This window comes from Roseovarius roseus (assembly GCF_043355935.2).
GTDB classification, from domain to species: Bacteria; Pseudomonadota; Alphaproteobacteria; order Rhodobacterales; family Rhodobacteraceae; genus Roseovarius; species Roseovarius roseus.
This window is the reverse complement of the sequence record NZ_JBHFPE020000003.1, coordinates 161,116-174,711: the sequence shown is the minus strand read 5'-3', so window position 1 is coordinate 174,711 and position 13,596 is coordinate 161,116. Positions and strand designations below refer to the sequence as shown.

The 13,596-nt window shown below is 65.6% G+C and carries 15 protein-coding genes and 1 riboswitch; of the genes, 6 read left to right on the top strand and 9 right to left on the bottom strand.

All coding sequences use genetic code 11. The annotated features are described in order from the left end of the window. Nucleotides 1-7 precede the first annotated feature (7 nt). Nucleotides 8-1,762 carry a heparinase II/III family protein gene (locus ACEWPL_RS07080; RefSeq protein ID WP_393932898.1) on the bottom strand — a complete coding sequence of 585 codons (1,755 nt, stop codon included), beginning with the start codon at nt 1,760-1,762 and terminating at the stop codon, nt 8-10. Between the two features lie 106 nt (nt 1,763-1,868). Then, the gene (locus ACEWPL_RS07075; protein WP_393932896.1) at nt 1,869-3,140 is read right to left on the bottom strand and encodes an RsmB/NOP family class I SAM-dependent RNA methyltransferase; all 1,272 of its coding nucleotides are present in this window, start codon (nt 3,138-3,140) and stop codon (nt 1,869-1,871) included. A gap of 66 nt (nt 3,141-3,206) precedes the next feature. Here ACEWPL_RS07075 and ACEWPL_RS07070 point away from each other — a divergent pair, with 66 nt between their 5' ends. From ACEWPL_RS07070 to thiD, 4 genes are all read left to right on the top strand, one after another. Next, nucleotides 3,207-3,395 carry a DUF1674 domain-containing protein gene (locus ACEWPL_RS07070; protein ID WP_393932894.1) on the top strand — a complete coding sequence of 63 codons (189 nt, stop codon included), beginning with the start codon at nt 3,207-3,209 and terminating at the stop codon, nt 3,393-3,395. A 35-nt stretch (nt 3,396-3,430) separates the two neighbouring features. Further along, nucleotides 3,431-3,526, top strand: a riboswitch (TPP riboswitch). A 54-nt stretch (nt 3,527-3,580) separates the two neighbouring features. Next, a complete protein-coding gene (gene thiM / locus ACEWPL_RS07065) occupies nt 3,581-4,369 on the top strand; it encodes a hydroxyethylthiazole kinase (RefSeq protein ID WP_393932892.1) in 789 nt (262 codons plus the stop codon). Further along, nucleotides 4,366-4,998, top strand: a complete 633-nt coding sequence (thiE, locus tag ACEWPL_RS07060) for a thiamine phosphate synthase (RefSeq protein WP_393932890.1) — start codon at nt 4,366-4,368, stop codon at nt 4,996-4,998. The genes thiM and thiE overlap by 4 nt, the downstream gene beginning before the upstream one ends. Then, nucleotides 4,995-5,792 (top strand): bifunctional hydroxymethylpyrimidine kinase/phosphomethylpyrimidine kinase, encoded by a 798-nt coding sequence (gene thiD / locus ACEWPL_RS07055; RefSeq protein ID WP_393932888.1) that lies wholly within the window; start codon nt 4,995-4,997, stop codon nt 5,790-5,792. Before thiE ends, thiD begins: the two co-directional genes overlap by 4 nt. 3 nt (nt 5,793-5,795) lie before the next feature. Here thiD and ACEWPL_RS07050 read toward each other — a convergent pair whose 3' ends face one another. Next, complete coding sequence (locus ACEWPL_RS07050) at nt 5,796-6,158, bottom strand: dihydrodipicolinate reductase (RefSeq protein ID WP_393932886.1); 363 nt, start codon at nt 6,156-6,158, stop codon at nt 5,796-5,798. 108 nt (nt 6,159-6,266) lie between these two features. Between ACEWPL_RS07050 and ACEWPL_RS07045 the strand changes: the two genes are divergently transcribed. Continuing rightward, nucleotides 6,267-7,397 carry a pyridoxal phosphate-dependent aminotransferase gene (locus tag ACEWPL_RS07045; protein ID WP_393932884.1) on the top strand — a complete coding sequence of 377 codons (1,131 nt, stop codon included), beginning with the start codon at nt 6,267-6,269 and terminating at the stop codon, nt 7,395-7,397. Nucleotides 7,398-7,523: 126 nt separating this feature from the next. Then, nucleotides 7,524-7,901 (top strand): SnoaL-like domain-containing protein, encoded by a 378-nt coding sequence (locus ACEWPL_RS07040; protein ID WP_393932882.1) that lies wholly within the window; start codon nt 7,524-7,526, stop codon nt 7,899-7,901. Between the two features lie 35 nt (nt 7,902-7,936). Here the strand turns inward: ACEWPL_RS07040 and ACEWPL_RS07035 are convergent, their stop codons facing one another. From ACEWPL_RS07035 to ACEWPL_RS07010, 6 genes are read right to left on the bottom strand one after another with little or no spacing between them, the layout of a single operon-like run. Further along, a complete protein-coding gene (locus ACEWPL_RS07035) occupies nt 7,937-9,349 on the bottom strand; it encodes an FAD/NAD(P)-dependent oxidoreductase (RefSeq protein ID WP_393932880.1) in 1,413 nt (470 codons plus the stop codon). Next, the gene (locus tag ACEWPL_RS07030; RefSeq protein WP_393932878.1) at nt 9,342-9,647 is read right to left on the bottom strand and encodes a (2Fe-2S)-binding protein; all 306 of its coding nucleotides are present in this window, start codon (nt 9,645-9,647) and stop codon (nt 9,342-9,344) included. The genes ACEWPL_RS07035 and ACEWPL_RS07030 overlap by 8 nt, the downstream gene beginning before the upstream one ends. Further along, nucleotides 9,622-10,722: an NAD(P)/FAD-dependent oxidoreductase gene (locus ACEWPL_RS07025; RefSeq protein WP_393932876.1), complete on the bottom strand. Its 1,101-nt coding sequence runs from the start codon at nt 10,720-10,722 to the stop codon at nt 9,622-9,624. The genes ACEWPL_RS07030 and ACEWPL_RS07025 overlap by 26 nt, the downstream gene beginning before the upstream one ends. A 59-nt stretch (nt 10,723-10,781) precedes the next feature. After that, nucleotides 10,782-11,777, bottom strand: a complete 996-nt coding sequence (dctP, locus tag ACEWPL_RS07020) for a TRAP transporter substrate-binding protein DctP (RefSeq protein WP_393932874.1) — start codon at nt 11,775-11,777, stop codon at nt 10,782-10,784. A 44-nt stretch (nt 11,778-11,821) separates the two neighbouring features. Beyond that, the gene (locus tag ACEWPL_RS07015; RefSeq protein WP_393932872.1) at nt 11,822-13,120 is read right to left on the bottom strand and encodes a TRAP transporter large permease; all 1,299 of its coding nucleotides are present in this window, start codon (nt 13,118-13,120) and stop codon (nt 11,822-11,824) included. Beyond that, complete coding sequence (locus ACEWPL_RS07010; RefSeq protein ID WP_393932870.1) at nt 13,117-13,587, bottom strand: TRAP transporter small permease; 471 nt, start codon at nt 13,585-13,587, stop codon at nt 13,117-13,119. The genes ACEWPL_RS07015 and ACEWPL_RS07010 overlap by 4 nt, the downstream gene beginning before the upstream one ends. Nucleotides 13,588-13,596 lie beyond the last annotated feature (9 nt).

The window sequence follows — 13,596 nt, the reverse complement described above, 5'->3', positions numbered from 1 at the left end:
TGGCGTGTCAGTCATCATCCTGGTCACCGTCCAGCTCGGGATAGGGCGCGTCCTGCGCCAGATCGCGAATACTGATCGGGGTGTCCTGTGCCTTGGCCAGCGACCATCTGATGCGGCCCGCATACTCCAGCGCGCGCCCGGATAAAACTATCTGTTTGGCCGCACGCGGTTTGATCCGCGATTTTTCCAGATAAACCGATGGCTCCAGCGTGATTTTCGCACGCGCATCGGTGCGAAAAACCCAGATCTCGCCGCTGCGCAGGGCCACTGAGACCGCCGAGCCGCCCATATCGACATTCGCGTCCACCTCGGGGTGAAGGTGGAAATGGATCTGGTAGGGCACGCCCTGCATGCGCGTGCGGTCCATCGCGGCATCGAACTGCCGCTTGTCCTCGGGGCTTATGGACAGCAGCATATCCTCGCCCGCGACGCCGCGCCCGTCGAAGGTCATTTCGATGGTGCGCGCATGGGTCAGGCCATAGCGGCGGACATAGCCGTCATGCCCGCCCTCGAATCGCACCCCATCCGAGGCGTGGCTTGTTTGCACCGGCACATGGCGCGGCGCCTGGCTCAGCCATTCCGCCTCGGCGCCTGGGGGGCCCAACCGCGCGCTGGATGCGCCGTCGACGACAAGAGTGCTGTGCGAGGGTGTGGCACGGCCTGCCCGCCGCCAATCGGCGCCGAAACTGGCGCCCGAGCCGCAATTCACGATGACCGGACGGCGGCCCGAGGTCAGTTCGAACGCCATGGTCGAGGCATGGGCGCCCGCCGAGGCCGCGCCCGTGGGCGGCGGCGCGGCGTCAATGATGACCGAGGTGCGCCCGGCGCTCAGCCGCGCATATCCCATCGCCAGCCCGCCTTCGCGCCGCGTCTTGACGCCGCTGGCGGCCAGCGCGGTGTCCAGCCGCCCCTCAAGCCCGCGCCCGCCGCCGTGGAACCGCGCAAGGCCCCCATCGGCATGCCGCAGCGTGCGCAAGGTGGGCGCGATGCGCGCCGTGGCCGCGGTCAGCGATGGCGCGTCGATCCCGGCCTCGGCCAGCGCCTCGGCGGCCCATGTCAGCAGGGTAAAGACATCCAGCAATTCCTCGGGGTTGCGGGTGACCAGATGGCCCTCGGCGCCGATATGCGCATCGCATTCGCGCTCCAAGGCCCTTGCGGCGGTGGGGGCATAGCTGCCCATTCCCTCCAGCGCGATCCCGGCATAGATGAGGCCCGTCAGCGCCTCGAAGCGCGGCAGACCAGGCGAGGCCCCGTGCCAGCGTTTGCCAAGAAAGAGCGTCTGTTGGCCCAGCGAGCGATAGAAAGCGTCCGAGGCCCCGCGGTCCTGCCCGGCCAGCAGGAACAGGGCGTGGTTGATCCAGCGGATCACGCGCCGCCCGGTCAGGTCGGGCGTCCAGCCGGGGCCGCGCCCCGCCCCATAGCGGGCGATCCAGCCCTGGGTCCAGTCCTGTGCGGCCCTGCGCGCCGCCGCATCGCCCGCCGCGGCCAGATCGTCGAGCCAGCCGAAGCCGTGCATCTCCGCCTCGAAGGCCGCATCGGGCGCGGTGATGTACCAGATGCATACATCCGGCTTCTGCACCAGATGCCCCGCGAACATGAAGTTCCCCGCCGAGAGCTGGCGACCCCTTGCAAAGCTTCCAATCGTGCGCGGTTCAGGCGATGAGACAAAGGCCGTGGCGGGCTGCGCCCATGCCGCACGCCGCGCGGCAATGCGGTTCTGCAGCCTCGTCCATTTCGCGCGGAATGTGCCCGCAGGTGCCATATGCGTCGATGCTCGCCTCGCTTTAGGGCGCTCTTCACCGGCGCCTTTTCGCGCGCAGCTTATCGCGGGCCTGTGCCCAAGTCACCGAAGGATTGCGAAAATCGCGTCAGCGGCGCAGCAGGGCGATGTAAAACCCGTCCATGCCGCCGATCTCGGCCCAGTAATCGGGGCGCAGGCGCAGCCCGCCTTCTTCGGTCAGCCAGGCGGGGTCAATGCCCGGCAGGTCCAGCGCGCCGGCGTCCACGGTCAGGCCCGGATGGCGGGCCAGCGCGTCCTCGACCTGGCATTCGCCCTCATCCGGCAGCAGTGAGCAGGTGCAATAGACCAGCCGCCCGCCCGGTTTCAGCAGGCTCAGCGCGTGGTCCAGCATGGCCGATTGCAGCGCGATCAGATCGCCGATCTCCGAGCCGTCCCGCGCATGGGGCAGGTCCGGATGCCGCCGGATCGTGCCGGTGGCCGAGCAGGGCGCATCCAGAAGGATGGCGTCATATTGCCCCTCATGGGTCAGCGCGTCGCCGGTGACGAGCGCGGCGCCGAGGCCCGTGCGGCCAAGGTTCTCGCGCACGCGGGCCATCCGCGCATCCGAGATATCAAGCGCGGTGACATCCGCGCCCGTCGCCGCCAGTTGCAGCGTCTTGCCGCCGGGTGCCGCGCACATGTCCAGCACCGCCTCGCCGGTGGTCGCGCCCAGCACACGCGCCGGGATTGCTGCGGCGGCGTCCTGCACCCACCAATCGCCCGAGGTGTAACCGGGCAGCGCACTGACCTGGCCTGCGTTCTCAATCCGCACCGATCCGGTGGGCATAAGCATGCCGCCCGTCGCCTCGGCCAGCGCGGCGGCATCGCCCTTGGGCGTCAGATCGAGCGGGGCACCGGCAAGATGCGCGGCCTCGAAGGCTGCGACGGACTTGGCGCCATATGCGTCTGACAAGGGACTGCGCAGCCATTTGGGCAGGTGTGGCACCCGCAGGATCGCCCATTCGGCAGGCCCATCGGCGGCGACCTTGCGCAGCACGGCATTGACCAGCCCCTTCAGCTTGGCAAAGCGTTTGTTGCTGGCGGCCATCTGGACGCATTCATTCACGACACCGTGCGCGTCACCCCCTTGGCACAGCTCGACCGTGCCGAGGCGCAGGATGTTGCGCACCGTCAGCGGGGGCGGCTTGCGCAGGTGTTTGGCCAGTATCTTGTCCGCGCGCTCAATGCTGCGCAGGGTCTGCGTGGCAAGGCGCTGGGCGCGGGCCCGGTCAGGTGCCTCCAGCCGGTCCAGCGCGCCGGTGGCCAGCAGGTCCGCCATCTGGCGATGCTCGCCCAGGATCTGGTCCAGCAGTTGGGCGGCGGCGGCGCGCGGCGACGCGGGCTTGGACGAGGCGGTCATGGCAAATCCTTGCTGAATGGCGACGGCGGCGTATATCAGGGGCACGGCTTCAAAGGAACCCATGCCATGACCGACAGCACCCATCCCCGCCCCGATCTTCCTCCGGCCGCGCAACGTGCGCTGGCCGAGGCCGAAGAGCGCCGTCTCAAGGCCGAGAAAACCGAACTGCCCAAAGAGCTGGGCGGTCGCAAGGAAGGGTTGGAGGCCGTTCGCTATGGCGATTGGGAAAAGAAGGGCATCGCCATCGACTTCTGATGGCTTGACGGCGCCGCGCCCGGCGATCAACGTGACCCACGTAACAGGGGCGCCCGCGAAAGCCGGGCTGAGATGCACCCTTCGAACCTGAACCGGATCATGCCGGCGGAGGAAGTTGCGCTGAGACCGGGCAAATCCGCGCCCGGCCCGTGGCCCGCCCCCGCCCGCAACAAAGGGGGATCCCGATGAAGAACGCCGGAGACTACCTGGCCCAGATGCGCGCCCGCGCGCCGCTGGTGCAGAACATCACCAATTATGTCGCGATGAACGTCATGGCCAATATCATGCTGGCGGCAGGCTGTAGCCCCGCCATGGCGCATGACGAGGGCGAGGCAGCGGAGTTCGCGGGCCTCGCCGACGCGCTCAGCATCAATATCGGCACGCTCGATCCGGCTTGGGTCCGCTCGATGGAGGCCGCTGCCGGCGTGATGGGTGCGGCGGGCAAGCCATGGGTGCTGGACCCCGTCGCCGTGGGCGCAACCGCGCTGCGCCGCGATGCGGGGGCGCGCCTCTTGGCGCTGAAGCCCAGCATCATTCGCGGCAACGCGTCCGAGATCATCGCATTGGCCGGATCTGCGGCGGCGGGCAAGGGCGCCGACAGCGCCGATGCGGTCAGCGATGCCGAGGATGCGGCGCGCGCGCTGGCCCGGCAGACGGGCGGTGTCGTGGCGGTGACCGGTGAGGTGGATTTCGTCACCGATGGCGAGGCCGCCTGGCGCGTTGCGGGCGGCCATGCGCTGATGCCGCGCATCACCGTCATGGGCTGCTCACTGACCGGGATCGTTGCGGCCTTTGCCGTGGATCAGCCCGCGCTGCCTGCCACCGTCGCCGCGCTGGCCTATTACGCGGTCGCGGGCGACATCGCGGGCGAAAAAGCCGCTGGGCCGGCCAGCTTTCAGACCGCGTTCATCGACGCGCTTTATGTGCTGTCGCCCGAGGATGTGACCGCCCGCGCGCGGATCGAGGCGGTATGAGGGTGACGCCAAGCGATCTGGGGCCGGTCTATTTCGTCACGGATGCAGGGGCTTTGGCCCCTGTTGCCGATCAGGTGCGCGCGGCGCTCGCCGCCGGGGTGCGGATGATCCAGCTACGTGACAAGGACGCCAGCGACGCTGCCTTCGAAAATGAGGCACGCGCTCTTCTGAAGATCACCCGCGCGGCGGGTGCACGTCTGATCATCAATGACCGGGTCGAGATTGCCCGGCGCATCGGGGCCGATGGGCTGCATGTGGGGCAGGGTGACGGCGATATCAGCGCCATCCGCGCCGCGATCAGGACGGACATGATCCTCGGCCTTTCGGTCGAGACGGAGGCACAACTCGGCTCTATTCCGGTGGATAAGGTCGATTATCTGGGCACCGGCCCGCTGCGTGCCACGGCGACCAAACCGGATGCGGCGCAGCCCCTCGGGATGGACGGCATGGCCCGGCTGATCGCGGCGGCGCCCCTGCCTTGCGTTGCCATTGGGGGAATCAAACAGGCAGATGCAGCGGCGTTGCGCGCAATCGGCGCGGCGGGGATTGCCGTAGTCTCGGCCATCTCACGGGCGGATGACATGGAGGGCGCGGCGCGCGCCCTGATCGAGGCGTGGAGACAGCCATGATCCCCAACATCCTTTCCATCGCGGGGTCCGACCCGTCGGGCGGCGCGGGTATTCAGGCGGATATCAAGTCGATTTCCGCCAATGGCGGCTATGCCATGGCCGCGATCACCGCGCTGACGGCACAGAACACGCGCGGGGTTCAGGCGGTGCAGCTGATGGAGCCGGGCATCATCACCGCGCAGATTGCTTCCATTCGCAGCGATATCCGCATCGACGCGGTCAAGATCGGAATGCTGGGGAATGCCGCGATCATCCGCGCGGTAGCGGATGCGCTGAGCGGTCTGGATGCGCCGATCGTGCTGGACCCCGTGATGGTGGCAAAGGGGGGCGACCGCCTGCTGGCGGCGGAAGCCGTCGATGCACTGCGACGACTCTTGATGCCGATGGCGGCGGTAATCACGCCGAATCTGCCAGAGGCGGCGGACCTGCTGCAAATCGGCGAGGCACGGGACAAGGACATGATGCTAGAGCACGCCTTGCGCCTCATGGGTCTGGACGCGCAGGCGGTCCTGATGAAAGGCGGTCATCTGGGCGGCGTGGAAAGCCCCGATCTGCTCCTGCATTCCGGCGGCGCAGAATGGCTGGACGGCGCGCGCATCGACAGCCACAGCACCCACGGGACGGGTTGCACCCTATCCTCGGCCATCGCGGCCCATCTGGGGGCCGGGCATGATCTGAAATCCGCCGTTACGCGGAGCAAGACCTACATCACCGACGCAATCGCAGGGGCGACAAAGCTGGACGTGGGACAGGGTCACGGCCCGACCCATCATTTCCATAAAATGGCGGATTAGAGCCTATCTGAGCGTCAGATCCGCGCTCTGCCCCGTCCCCTGATCCGAGATGAAGCGGATCGTGTCCCCTTTGATCCGCACCGCCTGACAATTGGGATCGAGGCGGTCGCCGCCCCAATAAAGGTCACGGCAGAAATAGCCGTTCTGCCAGTTCCAGGCGCCGGTGACGGAATAGCCAAAGGCGCGGCCCTTGATCTCGCCCGTGGGCGAGACGGCGACCGAAATGCCCAGCCGCGTCAGATCGCGCCCGGAGGTGGCGGCGACAAAGGCGTCGCGCGTGGTGATCTGCTCGAACGCCTGCGCGGCCACGGGCGCTGTGATCAGCCCGAAGGACAATATGCAGGCGGCGGATGTGACAGAACGCATGACAACACTCCCTTGTTATGACTACACCACTGGATACGCAGTTTGCCGACATCCGGATCACATACCGGGCCCCCGCATCAGCGGATCATCGCCAGCAGAGGAGGCTTCATGACCAGTTTGCCCGATTTTCGCCTCGAGACGCATTTTGCCAAGTGGGAGTTCAGCGCGCGGTATCATCTGACGGCATCAGACGCCGAAAGCGTGGCGCTGCCCGACCTGCTGGCGATGGCCAGCGATGAGGATCGCGCAGCCTTTGAGACGATGTGGCTGGGCTATACCGAGACATGGGGCATGCCCGCGTTGAGGGACACCATTGCGCAGACTTATGCGCGGCAGACGGCGGATGATATTCTGTGCTTTGCCGGGGCGAGCGAGGGCATCTTTGCCGCGAACAACGTGCTGCTATCCAAGGGCGATCACGCCATTGTCATCACACCGAATTACCAATCGCATGAAACGCTGCCCTTGCTGATTTGCGAGGCGACGGGCGTGCCGCTGGACCCGGATGACAACTGGTCGCTGGATATCGACCGGATCCGGGCCGCGATCCGTCCCAATACCAAGCTGCTGACCATCAACTTTCCGCATAATCCCACCGGCGCGATCTTGGCGTTAGACCGTTACCACGCGCTGATCGATCTCTGCCGCCACCACGGGATCTGGATCCTGCATGATGAGATTTTCCACGGGCTGGGCCCCTCGGGTGCGCAGCATCTGCCCTTTGTCGCGGATGAGTATGAGCGGGGGCTGAGCCTTGGCGTGATGTCCAAATCCTACGGGCTGCCGGGGCTGCGCATCGGCTGGATCGCGTGTCAGGACCGCGACGTGCTGAGCCGGATGGAGCGGATGAAGCACTACCTTTCGATCTGCAATTCCGGCCCATCCGAACATCTGGCGCGCATCGCGCTCAAGGCGCGGGATCGGCTGTTGGCCCGCAACAATGCCATCGTGGACGAAAACGTGCCTAAATGGGATGCGTTCTTTGCCAGGCATCCGGAGCTTTTCGAATGGCGCCGGCCTGAGGGCTCCTGCATGGGCTATCCGCGCTATCTGGGATCTGACGGGGTCGATAATTTCGCCCGGCGGCTGGTCGAGGAAGCGGGCGTTCTGGTTCTGCCCTCGACGATCTATCGCTCGGATCTGGGCGAGACGCCGCGGGATCGTTTCCGAATCGGATTTGGCCGGACGGGGCTGGATGAGGGGCTGGCGGCGCTGGAGGGCTGGCTGCAGAAACGTTGAAACCCGGCTTTGACCGCTCTGAGCTAGGCGCCCCACAAGGCGGATTTCCGCGCGTAGCTTGATCCCCGTCAAAGTGTGCGTCGTCGAACCGTGCCACGCTCTATGGTAGTGAAAAGGAGGCTTCGCATGGATAATCTGGTTAAACTCGGACGTGACTTCGTCGCGGCGATGCGGGATGGGCGCGGCATTGAGCATGTCGACGAGGTCTATGCCGAAAACGCGGAATCGGTCGAGGCGGTCATACCGCCGGACCGCGATGTTCGGATTGCCAAGGGCCGTGGCGCGATCAAGGCGAAACGGGAAGATTGGTCGAGAACGCATGAGATCCACAAGATCGAGGCTGATGGGCCCTATGTGCATCCGCCCAACCGGTTTGCAGTGCGCTTCGACGCCGAGGTGACGCAAAAGGAAACCGGCAAGCAGATGAAACTGCGTGAAATCGCAGTGTATACCGTCGAGGACGGCAAGATCGCCCGCGAGGAATTCTACATGTTGCCGAAATAGGCGTCGCGCTCCGTCAGACTGTCAGTCACCGTTGGTCAGCCTGCCAGCGGGCCAATTGGAACGTCCGTTTCGTCCTTGGATGCTGTATCGGCGATTTCCCCCAAGGTGACGGGTTTGAGTGGCGCGCGGATGCGGTAATATCCAACGTCATCGGGTGTCATCGCGTGCGTGTCTGCCAGAATCTGCGTCACGGACAGGCCGCAGTAGCGGCCTTGGCACGGGCCCATGCCGGGCCGCCCGAATGCCTTGGTCTGGTTCGGTCCGCGGCAGCCCAACTGCGCCATCTGCCGGATGTCGCCAGCCGTCACTTCCTCGCAGCGACAGATGATGGTGCCGTCGGCCGGGGCGATGGCCGCGGCGTAGGGTGGGTAGGCCCGGTCGATAAAGGGCCTTGCGGCCCGTTCGGCTTTCATCTGCTTGCGGATCGGCTCTGCGGCGGTGTCGCGGGCCGCCTCGGTCAGCCTGCCCAGATCCTGCGCGATGCCGAGCGCGGCCAGCCAGCCCGCGAGAATCGCCGCCTTGGCTCCGCCGATCCCGGCCCCGTCGCCGGCGATGAAGATATCCCCATGCACGGTGCGGCCCCAATCGTCGATATCGGGCGCAAAGCAGTGCTGCGCCGCATCCCAGAGATGGGGGATGCCGACCGAGCGCGCGGCCTGCGTGTTGGGCACGACGCCGTGATGCATCAGCACCGTGCGGCAGGCGAGGCGGTGGTGCCGGGCGCCCGTGCGAAAGGTGATGGCCTTGGCGGCGCTATCGCCTTCGATGGCAATCTCTGTCGCGCCGGTGTGGCGGGTAACGCCTGCGCGGCGTAGCTCCCATAGCAGGCCGGCGCCCTTGGCCAGATAGCGCCAGCCGCGCAGGGCGCCGCCAAGATGCCGCATCGCACCTGCCAGATCGCGCGGGGTCTGCGTCTCGACCAGCGCCCTTGGCGAGGTTCCGGCGCGCACCATCTGCGCCGCCAGCAGATACAGCAGCGGACCCGATCCAACGAGGACGGCATCGCTGCAGACGACGCCCGATTGCTTGAGCAGGATCTGAGCTGCGCCTGCCGTCATCACCCCCGGCAGGGTCCAGCCCGGCACCGGCATTGGCCGCTCGAGCGCGCCGGTTGCCAGCAGGATGCGCCGCGCAGTGGCGATTCCTCCCTTGCCATTCTGGCTGAACACGACGCGATTGCCCTCCTCGATCTGCCACAGGACCGCGCCCGGCAGATGGGTGATGCCATCGCGCGCAAGATCTTGGGTCAGCGCCAGCCCTTCGCTGAAATCGCGGCCCAGGATATGGCCGCGGCTGCCGCTGGCCCGCTCGACGTCCCGGTAGATCTGTCCGCCCGCGCTGGGTTGCTCGTCCAGAAGCAGAACCGACAGCCCGCAATCTGCGGCGCGCCCGGCGGCGGCCATTCCGGCGGGGCCGGCGCCGATGACGATCAGGTCCGCCTCATGCATTGCGAGCCTCCCCGGCGGGCGGCATGGCGATCTCCATATCCGGCACAACGCGCAGCATGCAGGCCTGTTGTGCCCTGCCGTCCAGCTGGACAAGGCAGTCATAGCATGCGCCCATCATGCAAAATGGACCCCGCGGCGCTCCCGACACGGGCGTATGGCGAAAGGGCAGGATGCCGGCCACCAGCAGCGCGGCGGCCAGGTTCTCGCCCTCGGGCAGCATCAGCGCGGTTCCGTCAAAGCGCACGGGCACCGTTGCGCCGGACGGGATCAATTCACGATAGGGCGAAGCGGTTTTCACTGAATACCTCCAGATCGGGGGCCGTCTCGGCCTGCTCCAGCCAGTCCGGCAGGAATTTCGCATGTGCGGCGGCCAATGTGACGCCGCTATGGCAGGTCACCAGATAGGCGCCCGGCATTGTCTCGCTTTGCTGGTAGATCGGCAGGCCATCGGGCGACAGGATCCGCAGCGCGCCCCAGCTGCGCACCAGCTGCGCACGGGCCAGCACCGGGTAGGCTGCGATTGCATCTGACGCCAACTGGGCGAGGCCCGGCTGCGTCACGCGGTCGTCAAGGCCGACCTCTTCGTTCGTCGCGCCGATCTGGATGCCGCCCTCGTCGACCTGCCGCGCGATCAGGGACGGGCGGTTGATCAGCTTGGGCAGCTTTTCGGTGATCATCACCTGCCCCCTCTGGGGACGGATCGGCGCCTTGAAGCCCAGCTTCGGCCCGAGGGTCATCGCGCCGAGACCCGCCGAGAGGACCAGCTTGCGCGCCTCCGTGATGGTGCCGTCGGCGCAGGTGATGCGAAAGAGGTCCGGCTTGGCGATATCGGTGACCTGCTTGCCATTGAGCACCCGGCCACCACGGCGGCGCACATCATCGGCAAGCGCCCGCAAGAGCTTGAGCGGGTTCGCGTGGCCGTCCTGATGATGCAGGATCGCACCGACCACCTTGGGGCCGATCTCGGGTTCTTCGCGGCGCAGCGCGTTATGGCCCAGCACCTCGAAAGGGTAATCGCCACCCAGCTTTTCCTTGAGGCCCTCGTATTTCGCGACGGTCGCCTCCAGTGTCTCTTCGGAGAAATGCAGGTCATACCCGCCGCGTTGCTCGAGGCCCACGCCCTGCCCGGTGGCATCGGCCAGTTCGGCGGCGAAATCCGCCCAGGCGGCGGCGGAGGCCTGCGACCATTGGGCATAGCGTGGCTGGTTCATGCCCTTGGACTGCACCCAGACAAGGCCGAAATTGCCTCGGCTCGCCCGGAAATCGCCGTCGCCGCCGTCAAGGACAGTGACGCGCAGGCCCCGCTTCAGCAGGCCCCACGCAGTCGAGAGGCCCACGATGCCGCCGCCGATGATCACATAGTCAGACGTCATGAGCCCGCCTCGGGGTGTATGGGCCGGGGCCGCGCGGATGCGCTGCCCCGATCACCGTTTCAGTTGGATGGGGCAGAAACCTGATCGAGGATATCCTGCCCCCATTCGGCGCCCACATCTTCGAGCACGACGGGCCATACGGTTTCGCGCACCTTGGCCGACATGGCGGCAAGGTCCTCGTCCGACAGCTCGGCGACGGTCGCGCCCAGCTCGTCGACAAGGCGCTGCTCGTTGCGCGCCTGATCTTCTTCGGCCACGGTCCAGCGGGTTGCCTCGAAGGCTTCGGCCTGCTCGCGCAGCGCGGCCTGATCCTCGTCCGAGAGGCTCGCCATGCTCTCATCCGAGATGATCATGTACCAGACCTCGAAATGGGTATTGGCGGGGATGTAGGTCTTGGTCACGTCGCGGAACGAGGCATAATAGCCTTCCGCGCCCGACCCGATCACGCCGTCAACGACGCCGGTCTGCACGGCGGTGAACGCCTCGGAAAAGGGAATGGGCGACGGGATGTAGCCAAGCGCCTCGCCGGTCAGCTGGAACGATTTGATGCCCGGCACGCGCACCTTGATGCTGTTCGGCTCGGTGCTCGCGGGGTTCGGATTCTCGACATTGAGGGCGATGCCGCCGAAATAGACCGGATAGGCCGCCAGCATGGTGATGCCCTGCTCGGAATAAAGGCCGGTCATCACGTCGCGCACCACGCCGCCCGGGCCATAGATCGCGCGGGCCTGATCCCATGTTTCGGCCAGATAGGGAAAGGATGAGATCTGCATGCGCCGGTCGGCGGCCGCTGCCGCAGGCTGGGTCGCCATGTCGAGCGCGCCGACGCTGATGCGCTCCTGCACGGCGGTATAGTCGCCAAGGGCCGAGGCCGGGAACAGCTGGATCTCGACATCGCCGCCGGTCGCTTCGGACACGTCAGCCGCAAACGCGCGCAATTCGACGTCGATGGTCGCGTCCTGCGGACGCACATGGCTCATCTTCAGCGCCTCGGCGATGGCGGGAGATGCCACCATCAGCGCGGCGAGGGCCGTGGCAAGATATGTATGTTTCATTTGGAAAATCCTCCTTGTTGGTTTCTTGTTGGGTGGATGACAGTTCAGTAGCCGAAAAGACGCGGCAGATAGAGCGAGAGGTCCGGCCAGAACGAGGTCAGGAAGACCACCGGCACATAGCCAGTGACGATCAGGAACATCGCGGGCGGGATCACCTTGGTGACCTTCACCTTGCCGATGCGCGCGCCGAGATAGAGGATCGACGCATAGGGGGGCGTGACCCCGCCCATGGCCGTGTTGACGCCCATGATGGCCGCGAATTGCACCGGGCTGATCCCGATCGCATTCATCAGCGGCAGAAGAAGCGGCGCGATCAGGATGATCGCGGTCACGTCGTTGACCACCATCCCGACGAGGAAGAGCAGGATGTTGATGAAGATCAGCAGCAGGATCTTGTTCTCGGTGATGGCAAAGATCGACGAGACGATCTGCTGCGGGATGCTTTCATAGACGAACATCTGGCTGAGGATCATCGAGAAGAGGATCATGAACATGATCGCGCCCACGGCTGTTGCCGCTTCCTTGCCTGCCTCGAGGAAGTTCGACAGGCGCAGGCCCTTATAGATCAGAAAGCCGACGGGGACGGCATAGATCACCGCAACAGCCGCCGCCTCGGTCGGGGTCATGATCCCGCCATAGATCCCGCCAAGGATGATGATCGGCATGAGGAGCGCCGGAAAGGCGTGAATGCCGCGCCTGGCCACTTCGCCCGAAAGCTCGGTGAAGCTGGGCCTGTCGTCGAGGATCAGGTTGAACTTGCGGCTCATCCAGAGGTTCACGATCGAGAACATGAACATGATCAGCAGGCCCGGCCCGAGCGTGGCCAGAAAGCAGGCGAGGATCGACGTGTCGGTGACCCAGCCATAGACGATCATCGTCACCGAAGGGGGGATCAGAAGACCAAGGATCGACGAATTGGCGATAAGCGCGGTGGCATATTCACGCGGATAGCCGCGCTTTTCCATCTCGGGGATCAGGATCGGGCCGATGGCTGCGATGCCGGTCAGGCCCGAGCCGGAAATGGCGCCGATCACCGCGCAGCTGACAGCTGCGACGACGCCTAGGCCGCCCCGCAGATGGCCGACGAAGGCATTGACGAAGCGTAAAAGCGACGCCGCGATCCCGCTTTCGGACATGATCGTGCCCGCCAGCACAAAGAGGGGGATTGCCAGCAAGATCGGGTTGCCCAGCTGCTGGACACCCCACAGCATCATGCCCTTCATGGTCACATCGCCGATGAAATACATCACCATCAGCGCCGCGCCAAAGCAGTAGGGGAGCGGCACGCCGAGGGTCAGAGTGATGACCAGCACGGCAATGGCCAGAAGGGCGATCTCGATCATGCGGAATATCCATTTTTCAAATCAATGACATGCCGCGAAAGGTGCCATGCGGTGTAGATCATCATCAGCGCCACGCCGATCACGAGGGCCACGTCGGAATAGAAGGTCGGAATGTAGAGGGTCGGGCTCTCGCGCCAGACCCGCCAAGCATAGCGCGTGTAATCCCAGGCCCAGCTCAGGATCCAGAGGCCGACGATCAGGCTGATGACCTCGCCGACGATGGCCAGGATCGTGTGTGCCCGGCGCGATGTGATGAAGATCTCGAGCACATTGGCCCGGATGTGCGTATTCTCGCGGGAGGCATTGATGGCGCCAAAGATATAGAGCCAGATGGTCGGGTAGAGCATCGTCTCTTCAAGGCCCATCACGGGTATCTGCAGCACGTAGCGCGTGATGACCTGAAAGAACTGGCCCAGTGCCACGAGGCAGATGAGGCTGGTCAGTAATATGGCGACAAAACGGTCCATCAGGCCTCG